The 18,140-nt window shown below is 34.2% G+C and carries 19 protein-coding genes; all 19 read right to left on the reverse strand.

Going from position 1 to position 18,140, the window contains the following annotated elements; genetic code table 11:
• Positions 1–82 precede the first annotated feature (82 nt).
• Positions 83–946: a carbohydrate ABC transporter permease gene (locus THEXY_RS10535; protein ID WP_013788819.1), complete on the reverse strand. Its 864-nt coding sequence runs from the start codon at positions 944–946 to the stop codon at positions 83–85.
• Positions 947–949: 3 nt separating this feature from the next.
• Entirely contained in the window at positions 950–1,705 is a 756-nt protein-coding gene (locus THEXY_RS10540) for a carbohydrate ABC transporter permease (RefSeq protein WP_195890937.1), read from the reverse strand.
• Positions 1,706–1,907: 202 nt separating this feature from the next.
• On the reverse strand, positions 1,908–3,209 hold the full coding sequence (locus THEXY_RS10545; protein ID WP_013788821.1) for an ABC transporter substrate-binding protein: 1,302 nt from the start codon (positions 3,207–3,209) through the stop codon (positions 1,908–1,910).
• A gap of 253 nt (positions 3,210–3,462) precedes the next feature.
• Positions 3,463–6,474, reverse strand: coding sequence for a hypothetical protein (locus THEXY_RS10550; RefSeq protein WP_013788822.1), 3,012 nt, complete (start codon positions 6,472–6,474; stop codon positions 3,463–3,465).
• Positions 6,475–6,713: 239 nt separating this feature from the next.
• Positions 6,714–8,126: a rhamnulokinase gene (locus tag THEXY_RS10555; RefSeq protein WP_013788823.1), complete on the reverse strand. Its 1,413-nt coding sequence runs from the start codon at positions 8,124–8,126 to the stop codon at positions 6,714–6,716.
• A 28-nt stretch (positions 8,127–8,154) separates the two neighbouring features.
• The gene (locus THEXY_RS10560) at positions 8,155–9,432 is read right to left on the reverse strand and encodes an L-rhamnose isomerase (RefSeq protein ID WP_013788824.1); all 1,278 of its coding nucleotides are present in this window, start codon (positions 9,430–9,432) and stop codon (positions 8,155–8,157) included.
• A gap of 47 nt (positions 9,433–9,479) precedes the next feature.
• Entirely contained in the window at positions 9,480–9,806 is a 327-nt protein-coding gene (locus tag THEXY_RS10565) for an L-rhamnose mutarotase (protein WP_013788825.1), read from the reverse strand.
• 209 nt (positions 9,807–10,015) lie between these two features.
• A complete protein-coding gene (locus THEXY_RS10570) occupies positions 10,016–10,564 on the reverse strand; it encodes a BMC domain-containing protein (RefSeq protein ID WP_013788826.1) in 549 nt (182 codons plus the stop codon).
• Complete coding sequence (locus tag THEXY_RS10575; protein ID WP_013788827.1) at positions 10,539–11,906, reverse strand: 4Fe-4S dicluster domain-containing protein; 1,368 nt, start codon at positions 11,904–11,906, stop codon at positions 10,539–10,541. Before THEXY_RS10575 ends, THEXY_RS10570 begins: the two co-directional genes overlap by 26 nt.
• 18 nt (positions 11,907–11,924) lie before the next feature.
• The gene (locus THEXY_RS10580; RefSeq protein WP_013788828.1) at positions 11,925–12,203 is read right to left on the reverse strand and encodes a EutN/CcmL family microcompartment protein; all 279 of its coding nucleotides are present in this window, start codon (positions 12,201–12,203) and stop codon (positions 11,925–11,927) included.
• 5 nt (positions 12,204–12,208) lie between these two features.
• Positions 12,209–12,853, reverse strand: coding sequence for a phosphate propanoyltransferase (gene pduL / locus THEXY_RS10585; RefSeq protein ID WP_013788829.1), 645 nt, complete (start codon positions 12,851–12,853; stop codon positions 12,209–12,211).
• Between the two features lie 10 nt (positions 12,854–12,863).
• Positions 12,864–13,142 carry a BMC domain-containing protein gene (locus THEXY_RS10590; RefSeq protein ID WP_154645638.1) on the reverse strand — a complete coding sequence of 93 codons (279 nt, stop codon included), beginning with the start codon at positions 13,140–13,142 and terminating at the stop codon, positions 12,864–12,866.
• Positions 13,143–13,233: 91 nt separating this feature from the next.
• Positions 13,234–13,551, reverse strand: a complete 318-nt coding sequence (locus THEXY_RS10595; protein ID WP_013788831.1) for a BMC domain-containing protein — start codon at positions 13,549–13,551, stop codon at positions 13,234–13,236.
• Between the two features lie 26 nt (positions 13,552–13,577).
• A complete protein-coding gene (gene pduA, locus THEXY_RS10600; protein WP_013788832.1) occupies positions 13,578–13,856 on the reverse strand; it encodes a propanediol utilization microcompartment protein PduA in 279 nt (92 codons plus the stop codon).
• Positions 13,857–13,878: 22 nt separating this feature from the next.
• Positions 13,879–14,187 carry a BMC domain-containing protein gene (locus THEXY_RS10605; protein WP_041592131.1) on the reverse strand — a complete coding sequence of 103 codons (309 nt, stop codon included), beginning with the start codon at positions 14,185–14,187 and terminating at the stop codon, positions 13,879–13,881.
• Between the two features lie 5 nt (positions 14,188–14,192).
• Positions 14,193–15,404, reverse strand: a complete 1,212-nt coding sequence (locus THEXY_RS10610) for a zinc-dependent alcohol dehydrogenase (RefSeq protein WP_013788834.1) — start codon at positions 15,402–15,404, stop codon at positions 14,193–14,195.
• Between the two features lie 11 nt (positions 15,405–15,415).
• Entirely contained in the window at positions 15,416–16,819 is a 1,404-nt protein-coding gene (locus THEXY_RS10615; RefSeq protein WP_013788835.1) for an aldehyde dehydrogenase family protein, read from the reverse strand.
• Entirely contained in the window at positions 16,816–17,787 is a 972-nt protein-coding gene (locus THEXY_RS10620) for a cob(I)yrinic acid a,c-diamide adenosyltransferase (RefSeq protein WP_013788836.1), read from the reverse strand. Before THEXY_RS10620 ends, THEXY_RS10615 begins: the two co-directional genes overlap by 4 nt.
• 11 nt (positions 17,788–17,798) lie before the next feature.
• On the reverse strand, positions 17,799–18,137 hold the full coding sequence (locus THEXY_RS10625; protein WP_013788837.1) for a glycerol dehydratase reactivase beta/small subunit family protein: 339 nt from the start codon (positions 18,135–18,137) through the stop codon (positions 17,799–17,801).
• Between the last annotated feature and the right edge of the window lie 3 nt (positions 18,138–18,140).

The raw sequence follows: 18,140 nt of genomic DNA on the forward strand, positions 1-18,140 counted from the left end.
ATAAATATCGCTAACCTTAATAATCTGTTTATTTAATTTTTAAGCTATATTCTTTAAAAATGTATATTATTTAAAATAAGTTTTATCCTTTAATTCCTGTAAAAGTTATATTTTCAATAAAATATTTTTGACCAAATAAGAATATCAAAAAAGGTATCAAAGTCATCATTGTACATGCAGCCATTACATAATTCAATCCCTGAATTGTCCCTAACGCACCTTGTCCCATATTAGTAACACCAAGGGCGAGTGTCCATTTATCCTGCGTATCAGTATAAATCAATGGACCCATAAGGTCATTCCATGAACTAAAAAAGTAATTCATAATTAATACTATTATCATTGGTTTAGTATAAGGTATAATTATTTTTAGAAATATTGTCCAATAGCTGGCTCCGTCAATTTTTGCACTTTCTATAATTTCATCAGGAAAAGTTTTCATAAATTGCCTTAAGAAGAATATAGAAACAGCTCCCCCGCCAAACCATGCTGGTACCCACAAAGGATACAATGAATTAGTCCAACCAATTTTGTGAAAAATTGCGTATAGCGGAATCATCATAACAGCATATGGTAACATCATTGTTGCAAGGACTCCAAAAAAAATTATGTCTCTTCCAGGAAATTTAATTTTCGAAAATCCAAATGCACACATCAAAGCACTGAATGTACCACCTATAGTAACACCAAACACAACAATTAATGTGTTTTTTAAATAAACCAATATATATGGTATCCCTTTATAATAACCGGGATATGAAAGTGCCACTACATAATTTATCCATTGTGGTTTTTCAGGTAAAAACCTGGGGGGAAGCATTCTAACTTCCTGTGTTGTCATAAGACTTTTCAGTATCATATTTAATACTGGATAAATAAATATAAAAGAGAGAACAGCAAGAACTGAAAATATAACAATCTTTTTTATTTTAGTCCTCTTTTTCATAGATTATACCTCCTCATCACCATAAAATACCCACCTGCTAGTCCTGAAAACAATTAGAGTCAATATAAATATTATCGTGAACAAAACCCATGCTTGTGCTGAAGCATATCCCATTTTGAAATTCCTGAATCCATCCCTGAAGATGTTTAAAACAAGAAAATTTGTAGCATCCAAAGGTCCACCATCATCTGTCATAATAAACACTTGAGTGAAAGTTTGTAAATTAGCTATAATACTCATAACTAAATTGTAAAATATTACCGGAGAAACCATAGGAATAGTTATATGCAGGAGTTTTTTTAAAGATGAAGCACCATCCAAATCTGCAGATTCATAATAACTTTTAGGAACATTATTAAAACCCGCAAGCCATATAAGCATTGGACCTCCTATACCCCATAGAGAAAAAATAATTATAGAAAATAATGCTGTTTTGGGCGAAGATATAAAAGGAAATGGTTTCAATCCAAATGAAGTAATAACTTTATTAAGTATGCCATAATCAACATTGTAAAGATCTTTCCATACAAATGAAGCGGCTACAACAGGAATAATAACAGGTGAATACAAAATTGAACGAAAAATTTTTATTCCAATTATTTTTTGATAAAGAAGCAATGCTAGAAAAAAAGATAAAATTAAACCCATAGCCGTTGAAACTACGGCATATAAAATAGTTATTTTCAGAGAATGGATCACCCTACTGTCAGTAAATAAATCTGTGTAATTTTTTAGGCCTATAAACTCAGGAGTAGACAAACTATCGTAATTCGTAAAACTTATATACAGCGAAAATAACATCGGAATAACATTAAAAAAGAGAATTCCCAATATGACTGGCAAAATAAAGCCATAACCTATAATACTTTCTTTCATTTTTGTTTTCTTTGACATAGTAAACTTTACACTCTCCTTTCAAAAACCTGGGAGGCTCTAATACCTCTCCCAGGTTTTTGCAAAATCATTTACCAAATACCTTGTTCATCTCTTGCTGGCATTGTTTAGCCGCGGCTTCTGGAGATGAAACTCCCATCAATACCGATTCTATAGCGTTTTGCCAAGCTTTTTCAATCTCAGAACCTTTTGAAGGATCCTCTAACGTACATGTAAGCGGAGGAATATCATATTCAGGATGATATACAAATGCTTCTTGATTAAAATTCTTACTAGGAAGACTTCTCCATATATCACTATTAATTAAACTTTTTCTTACAGGTACAGAATCTCCCGTTTCCATAAAAACTTTTTGTCCTTCACGAGAGACTATATAAAACACTAGCTCTGCGGCTAAGTCTGGATACTTAGTATTTGCACTCACAGCATACCCGCTAGCACCTGACCCAACAACCGGTTTGTCAGGCATTATAGGAAATGTAACAACACCATATTTATCATGACCTATTTGCTGTTCAAATGTTGTAATTAAAGGCCTAACCCAAAATACCATAGCGACTTTTTTTGAAAGAAAATCAGGTTCACCATTTACATAATCATTAGTAAATATTCCCTCATCTACAAGGCTTTTAAAAGTTTTAAGCGCATTTATTGTTCCAGGAGTATCAAAGTCCGCAGAATTACCACCAGGATATGGTTTAGTAATAGTTCCTCCTAAACCCATTATCATAGGAATTGCTGCTGCCTGCCAGTTCAACTGAGCTTGGCATCCATATTGGACAATCTTATTTCCTTGCTTTTTAACAAGCTTTTTCGCAGTATCTAAAAACTCTTGCCATGTCCATCCATTTTTAGGAAAAGGAACACCTGCTTCAGTAAATAATTCTTTATTGTAAAATGTCACTACATGATTGTAATCTCTCGGTATCATATACTGTTTGCCTTTATATTGTCCTGTCTCAAGCATTGCAGGGAAGAAATCATCTTTAGAAACTCCAAATTTTTTGAAATAGCTATCAAGATCAAGTATAATATGCTTTGACGCAAACATCCCCACATCAACATCAGGAATCCAACATACATCAGCAAGCGTACCAGCAGATGCCTGTAAAATAATTTTTTGTTCATAATTTCCAGAATAAGGTTCATATTGTATAGTAACGTTTGGGTGTTTTGCCTCAAATCCTTTTGCAAATGCTTCAACTTCTTTTTTCATTCCAGGGTCATCCAGAGTTGCAAAGCGAAGTGTAATACGCTGATCATTAGATTTAACCGAATTTTTAGTTGAGTTGCTGCATCCAGTCAGCGTGAAAGAAAGCAACAAAGTAACAATAAGAACCATCAAATTAATTCTCAAAAGTTTTGACATAAACTCATCTCCTTTATTATTTTAAAATTCATTTTTTGCTAAAATTATTTTTGTCATGGTATATTTCTTATAAAAAATTTATTCTTATTTGCTTCAAACACCTCCTCTCCTTGAATGTATGTCCATGAAAACTTAGAGAACTCTAATTTTGCCTATTCCCAGATATCATATTTCTACTTCTCATTAAAGTTTTACCTATAACTGAATAGAAATTTTCTAATCCACGTTATCATTTCTTTTATTATACTGTAGATTATATACAGAGCAATGACGCACTTCCAATTCCCAGTGGAAGCAATGCATACTTTTCAGTAAATCTATTAAAATCTACAAAAGTGTTAGGTCCAACAAATTCGTCATCAAAAATTCTAGCTATTCTATTAGGTCCCATTAAATTAAATAATGTAGTTGCAGCTACTATCTTTATTTCATTTTTCCCTTCTTTTAGTACATTAGTAACATCGAATACGTAAGGTTCCCAGTACTTAACATCAACATACTTATCATTTACATATAACTCAATACATGCAGCTTTTACATCGTTTATAATCAGATAGGCCTTCGCATTTTCTTTTTTGTATTCGATTTGAGAAACAAATTCTACTTTTCCTGCATAAAATGGATAACCAGATTCAGTCAAATCCTTGTAATTTGGTTTTTTAAATTTACCATCAATTGTAAAGTGTTTTTTGTTAAAGTCCATAACTATAAAGTTCCCAACTATATATACTGCTTCTACTTCTGTAGGAAAATGATTCTTAAAATCTTTGACACTTATATGTGTACCTGGACCTGTGATATTATTTACCTTTTTACCCTCAATGGTTAGTTTGTTAACTCCTTCGCAAATCTTTCCAGTCAAAGGTACTTTTGTGAAGTTAATGTCCTTCCAACTTTTATTAGGATCAAAAGCTCCAAGTTCTCCTCTCTGCTTTAATGGCCTTATTTCTATATCATTTATGGTAATTCTATCTAAATTTTCTGCTACTTCTATAACTGCAAATATTTCTCCTTCCGGTATATTTATAACTTCAAAAGTATACTCTGCTTTGAAAGGTGTTCCATCATCCACTTTGTAAAAGTGCTGATTCCATGCATATGCTACAGGCTCATTTTCTAATACTTTTTTACCATCTAAATAAAGTGTAACATCATTTAGTGGCAATACATTTTGCTCTAAAAAATTTACCTCCCAATTATCAACTGTAATTACTAAATCTTTTAAAGTAACGTCATCATCTGTAAAGGCTAGCCCACTATCTAAATAGTTTGGAACTTTTTGAACATTGACATTTTCATCGGTATAATAAAGCAACATACTCCCCGCAGGGTAGAATTTAACAGAGATTTCTCTTCTTCCGTCCTTAACTATTGAAGGTATTGCGAAAATTTCACCACTCATAAGGTCTAAAATATATGGCTCTTCCTCATAAGGCAAAGATATAATTGCATTAATTTCTCTTTGTTCATCTGTATTTACAAGAAATATACTTCTACCTTCTTTTGCGATTCGACTATGACAATAGATCTTATCTGCATTTTCTCCCGTCATTTTATCCGTTATCTTAATTCTGTAATCATAATACTTATCTACTATATCTAAAGCATCTTTCACAGAATTAACATATAAAACACCATCAGGTAAATTCATATCTCCCAAAATACCATCAACACGTGAAGGCACAGGTTTTATAAATATTAACCTATCTGCTCCTGCTTGTTCTGCAAATTCTCTTAAAAGTTTTACAGTATTAGTTCTAAGTGTAAGAGAAGGTGGTACTATAACCGTAGAATATTTGTGTTGACCGATAATAAGTTTACCATCTTGCACTTTTGCATGGCTCTCCATTATTATTTCATCGCCATAATGATAATCTAATTTCCATTCTCTCAGCATTGTTGATAACACTTCAAAATGTCTATTATAGATACTGTTTTCTACAGGAAATCCATTTTGTTTATGCAAAGGTGAATATTCGCTCCAAACACTTGCAATTGGATGTAAAACTAATATATCTACTTCTCTTTTCCCTTGCGATACTGCATAGCTTATTCTACCTATATAATCTGCAAATTTACGTTCATCATCCCACCATGGTTGCTGATAATAAAGGTTTGCAGGATAATCTCTCTTCCTTTCACCCCTCATAGAATAAAGTGACAAGTGAGAGTTGACAAAACTTATGCCTAAAGCAGCTTCCCAATCAGCTATCCACTTACGATGATAAAAACTCACCTGTTGCCCAATTGTTCCAAATACTTCACAAAGTACTCTTTCTTTATTGAGCTGATCAGCCACAGATGATACCTGATTTACTGTTACTAGTTGATTTATATTCCTTCCTAATTTATCAATGCCTGGCCAATGCATAAATTCATAATGAGGCATTGCTGCTCCTATCCATTGTGTTTGAGAGACTAAGTCATCTTCTCCCATAAAGTGCCCTGTCATTTTAAGATTGTTTTTTTCACACCAATCATAATACTGCTTTGTCCAACTTTCTAAAAATAGCCTTGTAGCAGCATCATAAAAATCAAATCTTATCTTCTTATAATCTCCAATATCAAAGAAAAGTTCTTTGACATGTTCCTCTATATTATAGCCTTTTAATTTTTTGAAAAAATCTGGTAAATATATAGACCATGGAATAGCAGGAACATTGTAATAAATTTCCATCAAATAACATGGCTCATCAGTAAAGATACCGGGAATTTCTTTACCAAAATATTTCCCCACAGTTTCTTTGTATTTTTCATGAGTCACTTTTATAAATGTTTTTACAGCTTCAGGATTCATAAGATCTACATAACTGCTACCATTAAACCATAAATTTCCTAAAGGAGAAATCCTTTTGCATATAATGTATCTTTGTCCTTCCCAATCTATTTCAGACATAATTATATCGTTTTTAGTGATTTCATTAGATTTTATTAAAACAAGAGCACTGCTTCGAAATTTTTCATTAGTATTAGGAACAATACCACCAGCAAAACCAGAAGGCCATTTATCTTCATCATATAGCCATGCATATGTGCCCGTCTCTCTTGCCGTTTCTGCACAAGCTTTTATCATATCCATCCATTCTTCTGACAAATAACCAGTAACTAACCCTACTCGTGAGTGCATAAAATAACTACCCCATCCTTTTTCAGCCATATCTTTTATCTGTCTTTTGAGTTCATCTTTATCCAATTTATCATTCCAACTAAAAAATGGTGCGTTTCTATAAAGTGCTTCTGGATTTTTAAATTCTTCAAGTTTCATATTATAAACCTCCTCATTTAATTATTTTTGTAAACAATAAATTTGTCTCACATCTTAAAACTTAATAAAACACATTGATAATTGGAAATTACCTCTTAGTATAATATTTCCATAACCACCCATATTATTAATATATTATATGAAATTCTATTTACTTACATTGTATTTTCTATTTTTCATGATTTTTTCTTTTATTACATCTTTCATTCCTTTCACGGTTAAAGTTAAGCTTCCGAAAATTATTTCCTGAGTTCACTATAATTCTTTATTATCTTTCTTCCCTCTTTTAAATCTTTGATGTATCCTAAGGCCATAAGTTGAACTATCACATTGCCATAGATTGAAGCTTCTACAGGTCCTGTTATGACTTTTCTACCGGTAACATCCGCAGTTAACTCACAAAGGAACTTATCCTGTATTCCTCCGCCAACCATATGGATAGTATCTATTTTTCGCCCTATAATGTCTTCTAAATTGTTTAAGCAATTTTTGTATTGTTCAACTATACCATTGTAAGCAGCTCTCGCTATATCACCAATATCCTGAGGCAAACCCTGCCCTGTTTCTACACAATATTGCTTTATTGCTTCAGCCATATCATCGGGAGCTATAAACAATTTGTCATCGGGATTAATTATAAACTCCTCATGCTCAGCTTTAGATGCCATCTGGCTGATCCCTGGAAATCCTATTTTTATACCATTTGAATTCCAGCTTTGTTTTAATTGTTGAATAATCCACAAGCCATTTATATTTTTAAGTAGCCTAATAAAGCCTTCTACTCCACCTTCATTTGTAAAGTTGTACTTTTTTGTATTTTCATTTATTATAGGACTTTCACTTTCAACACCTAATAGTGACCACGTACCACAAATCAAATAGGCACTTGAACCGTTTTCAATTGGTGTACCCGCAACTGCAGATGCCGTATCATGGCTTCCAACTGAAATCACAGGAATATCAGATAGTCCTGTTTCTTCTTGAATTTCTTTTGATAGATAGCCAATTATCTTCCCCGGCATCAATATTTTTTGAAAAATGCTTTCCGGTATATTTAACTTTTTTATAAGATCGATCGCCCAATCCCTTTTTTCAGCATCCAGCATCTGTGATGTTGATGCAACGGTGTATTCATTGTATTTATCATTAGTCAGATAAAAGTTCAACAAATCTGGAATAAATAACAATGTCTTCGCATTATCCAATAATTCTGGGCGTCTCATTAAATCACAATACAATTGAAATATTGTATTAAATTCCATAAACTGTATGCCAGTAATATTATAAATCTCTTCTAATGGCAATACCTTTTCAACTTTTTTCATTATCCCATTTGTTCTCTGATCTCTGTAATGAATTGGGTTTGAAATTAATTCATCGTTTTTATCAAGCAAGCCATAATCGACACCCCAAGTATCTATACCAATGCCGGATATTTTGATTTTCCTCTTTGACGCTATTTTTAATCCGTTTTTTAATTCGTGAAAAAGCCTCAAAAAATCCCAATAAAGTGATTGTCCCAGCTTGACTGGCTCATTTGGAAATCTATAAACTTCTTCGACATCGATTTTTTCACCGTCAAATTTCGATAACATAAGACGTCCACTAGAAGCACCAAAATCGAAAGCTAAATTATACACAATATCTTTCATTGAAATACCATCCTTTAGCCTTAAATTTCTAAGTCCGATTTTTTATAATTTCTTTTTCATATTCTTTAACAGCATCAATCCATGATGTACCAATAGGCACATTTTCGTCCATACAGTATTTGTTCCAAACGGAGTAAAATGGCAATGTTTTAAATTCCTCCATCAAAGCAAGCCTTGCACCAAAATTGCCTTTGTTCTCTTCTTCTAAAAGTAGATGAACAGGCTCTAATAGTGATATTAATATAGCTTTTAGCGTCGCTCTCGCGCCTATTACCCACGCCATTATCCTGTTTATGCTTGCGTCAAAGAAATCTAATGCAATATATACTTTATCATAAGCATTACATCTTCTTATTTCTTTTGCTAATGAGAGCAAATCTTCATTTAAAATGACTACATGATCGCTATCCCAGCGAACGCCACGGCTTACGTGAACCAGTAAATTATCATCAAATGTAAGTATTGATGATATCTTATCAGCTATACTCTCAGTAGGATGAAAATGCCCCATGTCAAGGCACAACATTACATCATTTCTTGATGCATAATTCATATAAAACTCATGTGAACCAACCACATAACTTTCTGACCCGATACCAAATAGTTTGCTTTCAACTGAATCGATGATGTTTGTTTTGTCGTATTTTACTGAAAATATTTCATCTAAAGATTCTTTAAGTATCTTTCTATGTTCAATTCGATTAGCAGGCAAATCTTTAGAACCATCTGGAATCCAAATATTGTTGACACATTGGATTTTTAATTCTTTTCCTATCTCATTTGCGATTTCACGGCATCTTTTGCCATGTTCAATCCAAAACTTCCTTATGTTTTCATCTTTGCTTGAAAGCGTATAGCCATCATTTGCTTTAGGATGCGAAAAAAACGTAGGATTAAAGTCAAGGCCAAGGCCATTTTCTTTTGCCCAGTCAACCCATTTCCTGAAATGCTCCACGTTTATTTCATCTCTGTCTACAAATTCACCATTTGTTTCTGCGTAAATGGCATGTAAATTCACTTTGTGTTTGCCTGGTATACGGCTTAAGGCTTTTTCAATGTCTTGCCTTAATTCTTCACCATTTCTTGCTCTGCCAGGCCAGTTTCCTGTAGCAAGGATTCCTCCACCACTTAATCCATTGGCACTTTTTTCAAATCCGGTTACATCATCACCCTGCCAGCAGTGAAGTGAAATACGAATCTTTTTCATTTTGTCTAATACTTCATCAGTATCTATGTCAAACTTTGCATAAATCTCTTTTGCATTATAATAATCATTTAAAATTTTATCTTTTTCTGCTTCATACATAATAAACATCCTTTCAGGAAATGATAAGTATATTTTAAAATGTAAAACTATTCTAAATAAAATATCTCACGCAAAGGTTTTATAGGCTCCTCTCTATTAAAATCAAATGAGCCCTCCACCATTTTTGATGTTATTGCATTCCACTTATTGCAAAATTCACTTTTAGCAATATAATCAAATGCAGCATTGACATCATCGCATTCAAAGCAGTAAAAAAATTGGTTCCCATTTTGAAAAATCGAATAATTCTTTATTCCGGCTTTGCGATGTTCTTCTAAAACTTCAGGCCACGGATTAAGATGCATTTTTACATATTCATCAACATATTCTTTTTTTACAGTCCATGTCCAAGCAAATTTATGACTATTTTTCATTCAAAAGACACCTCTTAAATCTATTCATTATTTATTTCAAGCTTGACATTAGTTTCAATTATACAAGTACATTTCTTTATATTATTATATATATTCGACGTTTTTTGTTAAATTCCTTCTTGTTTTTAATATTTTTTATTAATTTTTTTGTTATTTTTTTGTTTTGTAATTGTATATGTTGTGTTTTCTTTTATTGCACGCTTTTGTACCTAGATTATCTTGCCCCAAATAGATTTATCTGGGTTAGGTATTATAGATTTGTTTAAAAGCATACCCGATTTCTCCAGGGCGTTGCATCCTGCATTTATAGATGCTTCAACAGCAGCAAGTTCTCCTGTAAGCAGCAAATACGACTTGCCGCACATACCTCTGGCTATTCTTATTTCTACAAGATTTACTTTCGCAGCTTTTGCAGCGGTGTCTGCTGCAAGTATTATTGATGCTGCAGAAAATGTCTCTATGATGCCAAGTGCTTCTACGTCATTTATTTCAGATGTACCATTCATAGCTTTATATATTGTTTCATGTGGATTCCCCAATATAAAACTATCAATGACATTTTCTGAATATTGATTTATGCCCTTTTCTATCGCCGAATTAACTGCACTTAATTTCCCAGCTAATAGAACAATGTATTTCCCCGGACATACTGTATAGGCTTCAATTATTTCTACATCAGCGGTTTTAGCCATGTCATCAGCAGCAGTTATACCTGTAGCAACTGATTTGTATTCAACTAATCCTATTGCTTTGTCCATTAAAATCACCTCTTGGCTTGATAACAATTCTGTCATCAGTTACATCTATTATAATGCCGTCGACACTTGCATGCAATTTAGCACCTAACTTATTATCAGGGACATCGCCTATCAGATCTCCTTCTTTCACAATATCTCCTACCTTTACTACAGGTATCGCTTTGGCACCAACATGCTGACTTAGTTGCATGACGACATGATGTGAAGGAACGATAGTATCAAAATTCATCGGAGCATCTACATCGTATTTTTTAAGTGAAAGTCTTGAAATAAGCCTTTCCATCGGCACCAATCTCTCATCTCTCATTACATTTGCTCTTTCTGGTCTTTTGTTGTGTGGATTTTTTACACCATTTTGCCTTAATTTTGTCTTTATCTGGCTTATTATTTTTCTTGGTGACAAACTTTGATGACATGAATACATCTCGCACAATCCACATTCAGAACATAGCATTGTCATCGTATATGCAGCAACATCATCAACAATACTATTTGCAACTGCATTCATAACTTTATGAGGTTTGATGGAATGACCTAATAAATTTCTAGGGCATAGATCTGTGCACATTTGGCATTGAGAACAAACAGACATTGCACGTTTTAGCTCTATGCTTATGTTTGTCTTTCTTTTTGTTATCACAGGGTGGTCTTTTGGGAGAACAATAATAGCTTTTGTTGTTTTTGTTATTGGGGCTTTTCTATCAACTATTTTCCCAGTCATGGGACCACCCATTATTACTTCATAATCTTCTTCTAAGCATCCTCCAGCCTTTTCAATAAGCTCAGCCACAGATGTGCCTACTTTTACTTTAAATGTACTAGGGCATTTGACATTTCCAGTTACAGTTACATACTTTTCTGTGACTGGGTGTTTTAAATAAATAGCATTATAAACATTAAGCACAGTTTCCACATTCATTACAATGGTTCCAACAGAAATAGGTATAGAACCTTCTGGCACAATTCTACCAGTCGTTTCATATATTAATACGACTTCATCACCAGCAGGATAAACGTCTGGCAACACCTTTAACTCTAAGTTTTTATAATTACCAATTAAATTCTTAACTGAATCAATTGCAGCCTTGTATGCTGATTTTATTGCTACAATGCCACTTCTAGCTCCTAAAGTATCAACTACAAATGATAAAGTCATCAATATTTCATCAGTATATATTGCAAGCAACTGCCTATCGACTCTTAAAAGCGGTTCACATTCAGCGCCATTTAATATGATTGTGTCTATACCTGTAGTAAGTTTTGCGTGTGTAGGAAATCCAGCTCCGCCTGCACCGACTATTCCATTTTCAAACACGATATTTTTAAGTTCGTCAATATTCATTTTCTCACCCCAAATAAACTAATCCTCAATTATCACATCTTTTATGCTATCAACAATTCCTACAATTGCTGCATCTACAGGCGAATCTGCCATACCACAACCAATTCTTGCTGAACTTCCAAAGGTAACTAATACTATTTCTCCTACACCTGCACCTACATTATCTATTGCAACAATCCTATTTTTATTGTCATAATTCATTTCACTTACTGGTTCTACTATTAGAAATTTATTGCCTATTAAATTTTGATTTTTGCGGGTAGAAATAACAGTACCAACAACTTTAGCTATTATCAATTTTTTCAACTCCTATTATCTCTAACTATTTCAACAAAATCGCCGCTTTTTAGTCCCATGCAATTAGCTTCATCTGTATCAATATGCATCTCAAGTGTATACTTTTCGTCAACTCTAACCTGTACATTTTCTAAAACTCCGCCTCGCTGACCACTTACTTTAACTGATATTATTTCGTTATCCAAAACTTTGAATTTTTTAGAATCTTCAGGTGACATGTGAACATGTCTCTTGGCTATTATGCATCCTTCTTTTAATGATATGGAACCTTTCGGCCCTACAATTGTGATTGGTGATGAGCCTTTTATATCACCTGATTCCCGTATAGGAGGGTTTAATCCTAAACTTATTGCATCAGTCTTCGATATTTCTACCTGCGTTTTATCTCTTAAAGGACCCAAAACTCTCACTTTCTCAATAGCATTTAATTTAAAGCCGATTATTGTTACACACTCTTCTGCTGCAAACTGTCCACCCATCAATTCCTTTTTCTTTTTTAAAACATAATCTTTCCCAAACAATATCTCCAAATGTTCTTTAGTCAAATGTACATGGCGCGCTGATACACCTACTGGTATCTTCAACGAATTCCTTTCACTAAGCGTATCCGCTATCGTCTTTGATATGATTTCTATCAATTTATCGTTCACTTTTATCACACTACTTTATTGTAGGCAATATTTTTTCTACATCTGCATGAGGTCTCGGTATTACGTGAACAGCTACTAACTCGCCTAATTTTTTAGCAGCATTTGCGCCGGTCTCTGTCGCTGCCTTTACTGCGCCAACATCTCCTCTTACCATAACAGTTACAAGCCCTGAACCTATTTTTTCAGTGCCTATCAATGTGACATTAGCAGCTTTTACCATTGAATCTGCCGCTTCGATTGCAGCAACCAATCCTCTCGTTTCTACCATTCCCAATGCTTGTTGTTCCATAATCATTTCCTCCTTAATTTCATTTGATACTTTTACTAAATTATTTTTTTGTTTTTCGCCTTTAACATCTTTGACATTTGTGTCCTTTTCTTCAGAACTCATTTATTTCACCACCATCTATTTTAAATAGCTTTCCTGCACTAATATTTACCATCTTTATAGTTTCTGGATGTGGATTTGGTATTACCGCGTATGTTACTGTCCGTGTAATTTTATCAGCTTCATTCTTTCCATTTAAAATTGCCTCTTCAACTGCTGAAACATCTCCCTTAATAATGATCGTCACAAGTCTGCCTCCAAGTTTTTTCTCCCATGTTACAAACTCTACATTCGCTGTTTTTAACATGGCATCCAGTGTTTCTACCGCTGTAACAAATCCATTTACTTCAATAAGTCCAATTGCATGCATTTATTGCACTCCTAAATGTGCCAAAATTATTTAATGGTCGGCAATATCTTTTCAACATCAGTGTGAGGCCTTGGTATTACATGAACAGCTACTAACTCTCCTAATTTTGAAGCAGCATTTGCGCCAACCTCTGTCGCTGCTTTTACTGCACCGACATCTCCTCTTACCATGACAGTCACTAGCCCTGATCCTATTTTCTCAGTTCCTATCAAAGTAACATCTGCAGCCTTAACCATTGCATCTGCCGCTTCTATTGCTGCTACCAATCCTCTCGTTTCTACCATTCCCAATGCTTCTTGTACCATAATCAAAATCCTCCTCGATTTTTTATTTTAGACAATTTAGCTTTAATAGCTTTTCGGTGTCTTCTTCTGGTTTTGCTATTATATCTGTGGAAACTACTCCAGATATTTTGTTAGCTGCATCAACTGCAGCATCAACTGCTATTTTTACATTCTCAAGATCTCCTCTAAGTTTAACAACTATTATCAATGGAACTGGCAATGCTTCAGCGTTTAATGGCTTATTATTATCGAAAGACTCTATTACGACATTAGCTTTTTTGCATGCAGCATCTGCTGCTACAAACGCCGCTACCAATCCATATACTTCGATTAATCCAACAGCTTGCATCATATCACCTAAAATCTGTCATTTATATACACTACTTTTATCCCTTCCTGCTTCATATTGATTTCCATAGCTTCATTCATTTTATCAAGTGAAAATCTATGTGTTATCAACTCTTCGATTGGAAGTCCTATTTCTTTAGCTCTTTTGAGAAAATCAAAAGTTGTCAAATAATCTTGAGGAGTGTAAGTCCATGAGCCAACTGCTGTTATTTCTTTGTTGCAAATATCATAATGGGGATTTATCTTACAATCACCATTATTTACAAAGAACCCAACTTCGCACAAACCACCTCCCCGTCTTACAAACTTCCAAATATTAGACGCTGCAGAAGGAACACCTGTACATTGAAATGCGAAATCTGCGCCAATTCCATCGCTTGCCTTTTTAACAGCTTCAACAAGTTCATCAATATTGCTGTATTTCGTAAAATTAACGAGTGCTGTAGCACCTAATCTTTTAGCCATATTTAGTCTATTTTCATCACCATCAACAGCTATGATATTTTCTACTCCAAGTGTCTTTACAACTGAAAGCAACAGTAATCCTATAGGACCACAACCTTGTACAAGGACTTTACTGTTGAATTTTAAAAGTCCTGTCGTTTTTGCACGTTCTACGGCATGTACGACTACTGCCGCCGGCTCTACAAGAAGCCTCAAATTAAGATTCATGTCATTGACCTTATAAAATGTTGAGCCTTTCCTTATGACGATGTACTCTGAGAACCAGCCATTTAAATGATAATTATCATCAGGTATTAAACCATAAATTTTTGAATTCTCACATAAATTCGTCTTATCTGGATGATTTAAGCATATATCGCATTCACCGCACGGAACTACAGATGTAACAATTTTATCTCCTTTTTTAATTTCCTTACCTGCAGAGTCACGTCTTACGTTTTTTCCCAGTTTGACTATCTCGCCTGTTCCTTCATGTCCTAAAACCAATGGTATAAGACCAAAGGGATCTCCTTTGTATTCATGAATATCAGTACCGCATACACCGCATCCTTCTACTTTAACAAGCATTTCATCATCATTTATTTCTGGGATGTTAAATTCCTTTACTTCTATTTTTTTAACGTCAGTAAGTACAGCAGCTCTACATGTAGATGGTAATGTTGAATTGCTCTCTTTAATATTTTCTTTAGGCTCATTTTTCAAATCATTTAATATTTTTTTCACTATTTCCTCAATGTCTATCTGATTGACTTCCATATTATCCTCTCCTATCTTATTGATAATCCATCTGCCAATACACATCTCCTGCTTTTGGTAAAAGTCCTTGCAGATGTCAATCCTTCACCTGTTCTGCTTGCAATCGTGAATGTACAGTAACCTTCACCGCCATATCCTAACGCGGCGTACGATGGCGCATTTTTTACGAATATAGCGGTGTCGATGATTTTGCCAAACTTTGTTAAATTATCAATGTTTTTTGAATGCATGTGTGCTGAATGCCTATTGCCGTGTTCTAATTCTGTCGCAATCATTATAGCTTCATCAACATTTTTAGCTCTTACTATTCCTAAAATAGGCATCATTAGCTCTTCTACCACCAGCGGATTATCTTTTTCAGCCTCAAAAATTATGCACCTTACGCTCTCATCAGCATCTATACCTATAGCTTTTAGTATTAAATGGGCATCTTTGCCGACCCATTTCCTATTTAATGTTGTTTTGCCACCTTCGTGATCTAATACAAGCTCAATGAGTTTTTCAATTTCTCTTCCTTCAATCTTGTAGCATCCATTCTTTTGCATGTAATAAATAAGCTCATCTGTTATTTTATCTACAGATACTACTTCTTTCTCAGCAATGCAAGGTAAATTGTTGTCAAATGTAGCACCATCGATAATGTCTTTTGCAGCCTTTTTGATATCTGCAGTTTCATCAACTACAACTGGTGGATTTCCAGCTCCGGCACCAATAGCTCTTTTACCAGATGAAAGAACTGCTGTAACTACGCCAGGTCCGCCAGTTGCAACTAATAACGAAACATCAGAACTTTTGAACATAACATTTCCTGTTTCAAGTGTTGGCTTTTCAACAGATACAACTAAATTTTCAGGTCCACCAGCTTCCATAGCCGCTTCATTTACTAACTTGACAGCGTAATTAGATACATTTACCGCACCTGGATGTGGATTAAATACGACAGAATTGCCCGCTGCTATCATTCCAATACTATTGCAAAGGACAGTTTCACTTGGATTTGTAGAAGGAGTAATCGCACCTATTACACCAAACGGCCCCATTTCAACTAATGTCAGTCCTTTATCACCTGACCATGCTGTAGTTGTTATATCTTCTGTACCTGGTGTCTTAAGTGCTACGAGTTCATGTTTGACTATTTTGTGCTCTACCCTCCCCATGCCAGTTTCTCTAACGCCCATTTCTGCAAGTATTTTTTTGTTCTCCATAATCTTTTTTCTTATATTCTGTATAATCTTTTCTCTCGATTCCATGGGCATATTCCTCAATTTTTTCTGGGCATCTTTTGCAGCACTAATAGCATCATTCATATCTTGAAATATTCCAACATCCCCATACTTACTGGTAGTCTTTTCAAGATTAAATTCCGATAAGACTTTTTTGACAATCGCTTCAATATCTTCCTCTTTAACTTTCATGATATAACCTCCTCAAATACATCTGCACCATAAATAGAAAGTTCCACATCTTGCTCTACTGTACCACCGCTAACTCCAATTCCTCCAACAATTTCACCTTGATACTTTATAGGACAACCACCTCCAAACACTACGATTCTGCTGTCAGTTGTATTTATTCCGTAAAGAGGCTGCCCTGGTTGTGCAAGTTTTGACAACTCATGCGTCGGCATTTTAAGCGCTACTGATGTATAAGCTTTATTTATTGCTAGATTCATGCTTTCAAGAAGTGTACCATCCATAAAATGAGCCGCTATCAAATTGCCATGCATGTCGACTATTGCAATAGCAACCGGTAGATTAATGCTTTCTGCCTTCTTTTCTACCTTCGCCATCAAATTTTTTGCTATATCTAAATTTAGCTTTATTTCGCCTTTGTTCTTTCCATAATGCTTTCTTATCGCGTCTTTTACTTTTTCTTCTATTTCCGTTTTTATTTCCATATACCTTGCTAAAACAAACAAATAGTCAGACAATCTATTGATGTAAACTTTCGAATTAATATTTACAGAATATTTCTTGTCGACTTCGATTAAGCTTCTCTCAGTTTTTCTCGTTATAGTCCTTACAACATCTAATAATGCTGAGATTTGGTTTTTACCAGGTATTACAAAACCATTTTTAATCTTTACCATGTTTTGATAATCGTCAATTAATCTTTCTATGTCAAAGACATCATTTTCTGATATATGCCATTTATCGCTTTTGCCATCTGCTATCTCTGAAAGTATTACTTTTACCTTTATCTGAATATTTTCTATCTCTTTTTTTATGGAATCATCATCTATTTGAGCTTTTGCAAAACCTAAATAACTTGTCAATTCATCCAAATTTCCTAACGTCTCTATTCTTAAATCGTCTTTTGGAACTCTTTCCCCATTTAATAGCGACGTGTAACCATCATCACCAGTTTTAGAATAAATACTCATAACACCACCTGCTAATCTATGTATTTAAGCGGCAATCCTTTTACATATCTTGCAGCATTGCATCCAATAAGCTTAGGGCTAAAATTTTTATCTTTTTTTGAAAGAATCAAAGGTTCCATCATCTCTAAATTTTTAGAATGTAGACATATTAGATCTCCCTGTATACCTATTCCAACACCTAATACAGATGCTTTTGCCGCATCATAAGCCATTTTCACAACATCAGTGCACTCATTGGCAGCTAATCTATATAACGCACCTTCTTCTTCGATGCCAGCTATAACTTCATTTATTAAGTCCCTGTTTTCTGTATTCGAAAAAATCACAATTTGAGGTATTATAAATTCCATAAA

It is taken from the genome of Thermoanaerobacterium xylanolyticum LX-11 (assembly GCF_000189775.2).
Taxonomy (GTDB): domain Bacteria; phylum Bacillota; class Thermoanaerobacteria; order Thermoanaerobacterales; family Thermoanaerobacteraceae; genus Thermoanaerobacterium; species Thermoanaerobacterium thermosulfurigenes.

Excerpts from the sequence above, each read along its gene's own strand:
- THEXY_RS10535 (WP_013788819.1), bottom strand. The coding sequence starts at position 946 with ATGAAAAAGAGGACTAAAATAAAAAAGATTGTTATATTTTCAGTTCTT.
- THEXY_RS10545 (WP_013788821.1), bottom strand. The coding sequence starts at position 3,209 with ATGTCAAAACTTTTGAGAATTAATTTGATGGTTCTTATTGTTACTTTG.
- THEXY_RS10550 (WP_013788822.1), bottom strand. The coding sequence starts at position 6,474 with ATGAAACTTGAAGAATTTAAAAATCCAGAAGCACTTTATAGAAACGCA.
- THEXY_RS10555 (WP_013788823.1), bottom strand. The coding sequence starts at position 8,126 with ATGAAAGATATTGTGTATAATTTAGCTTTCGATTTTGGTGCTTCTAGT.
- THEXY_RS10560 (WP_013788824.1), bottom strand. The coding sequence starts at position 9,432 with ATGTATGAAGCAGAAAAAGATAAAATTTTAAATGATTATTATAATGCA.
- THEXY_RS10565 (WP_013788825.1), bottom strand. The coding sequence starts at position 9,806 with ATGAAAAATAGTCATAAATTTGCTTGGACATGGACTGTAAAAAAAGAA.
- THEXY_RS10570 (WP_013788826.1), bottom strand. The coding sequence starts at position 10,564 with ATGGACAAAGCAATAGGATTAGTTGAATACAAATCAGTTGCTACAGGT.
- THEXY_RS10575 (WP_013788827.1), bottom strand. The coding sequence starts at position 11,906 with ATGAATATTGACGAACTTAAAAATATCGTGTTTGAAAATGGAATAGTC.
- THEXY_RS10590 (WP_154645638.1), bottom strand. The coding sequence starts at position 13,142 with ATGGAACAACAAGCATTGGGAATGGTAGAAACGAGAGGATTGGTTGCT.
- THEXY_RS10595 (WP_013788831.1), bottom strand. The coding sequence starts at position 13,551 with ATGCATGCAATTGGACTTATTGAAGTAAATGGATTTGTTACAGCGGTA.
- pduA (WP_013788832.1), bottom strand. The coding sequence starts at position 13,856 with ATGGTACAAGAAGCATTGGGAATGGTAGAAACGAGAGGATTGGTAGCA.
- THEXY_RS10605 (WP_041592131.1), bottom strand. The coding sequence starts at position 14,187 with ATGATGCAAGCTGTTGGATTAATCGAAGTATATGGATTGGTAGCGGCG.
- THEXY_RS10610 (WP_013788834.1), bottom strand. The coding sequence starts at position 15,404 with ATGGAAGTCAATCAGATAGACATTGAGGAAATAGTGAAAAAAATATTA.
- THEXY_RS10615 (WP_013788835.1), bottom strand. The coding sequence starts at position 16,819 with ATGAAAGTTAAAGAGGAAGATATTGAAGCGATTGTCAAAAAAGTCTTA.
- THEXY_RS10620 (WP_013788836.1), bottom strand. The coding sequence starts at position 17,787 with ATGAGTATTTATTCTAAAACTGGTGATGATGGTTACACGTCGCTATTA.
- THEXY_RS10625 (WP_013788837.1), bottom strand. The coding sequence starts at position 18,137 with ATGGAATTTATAATACCTCAAATTGTGATTTTTTCGAATACAGAAAAC.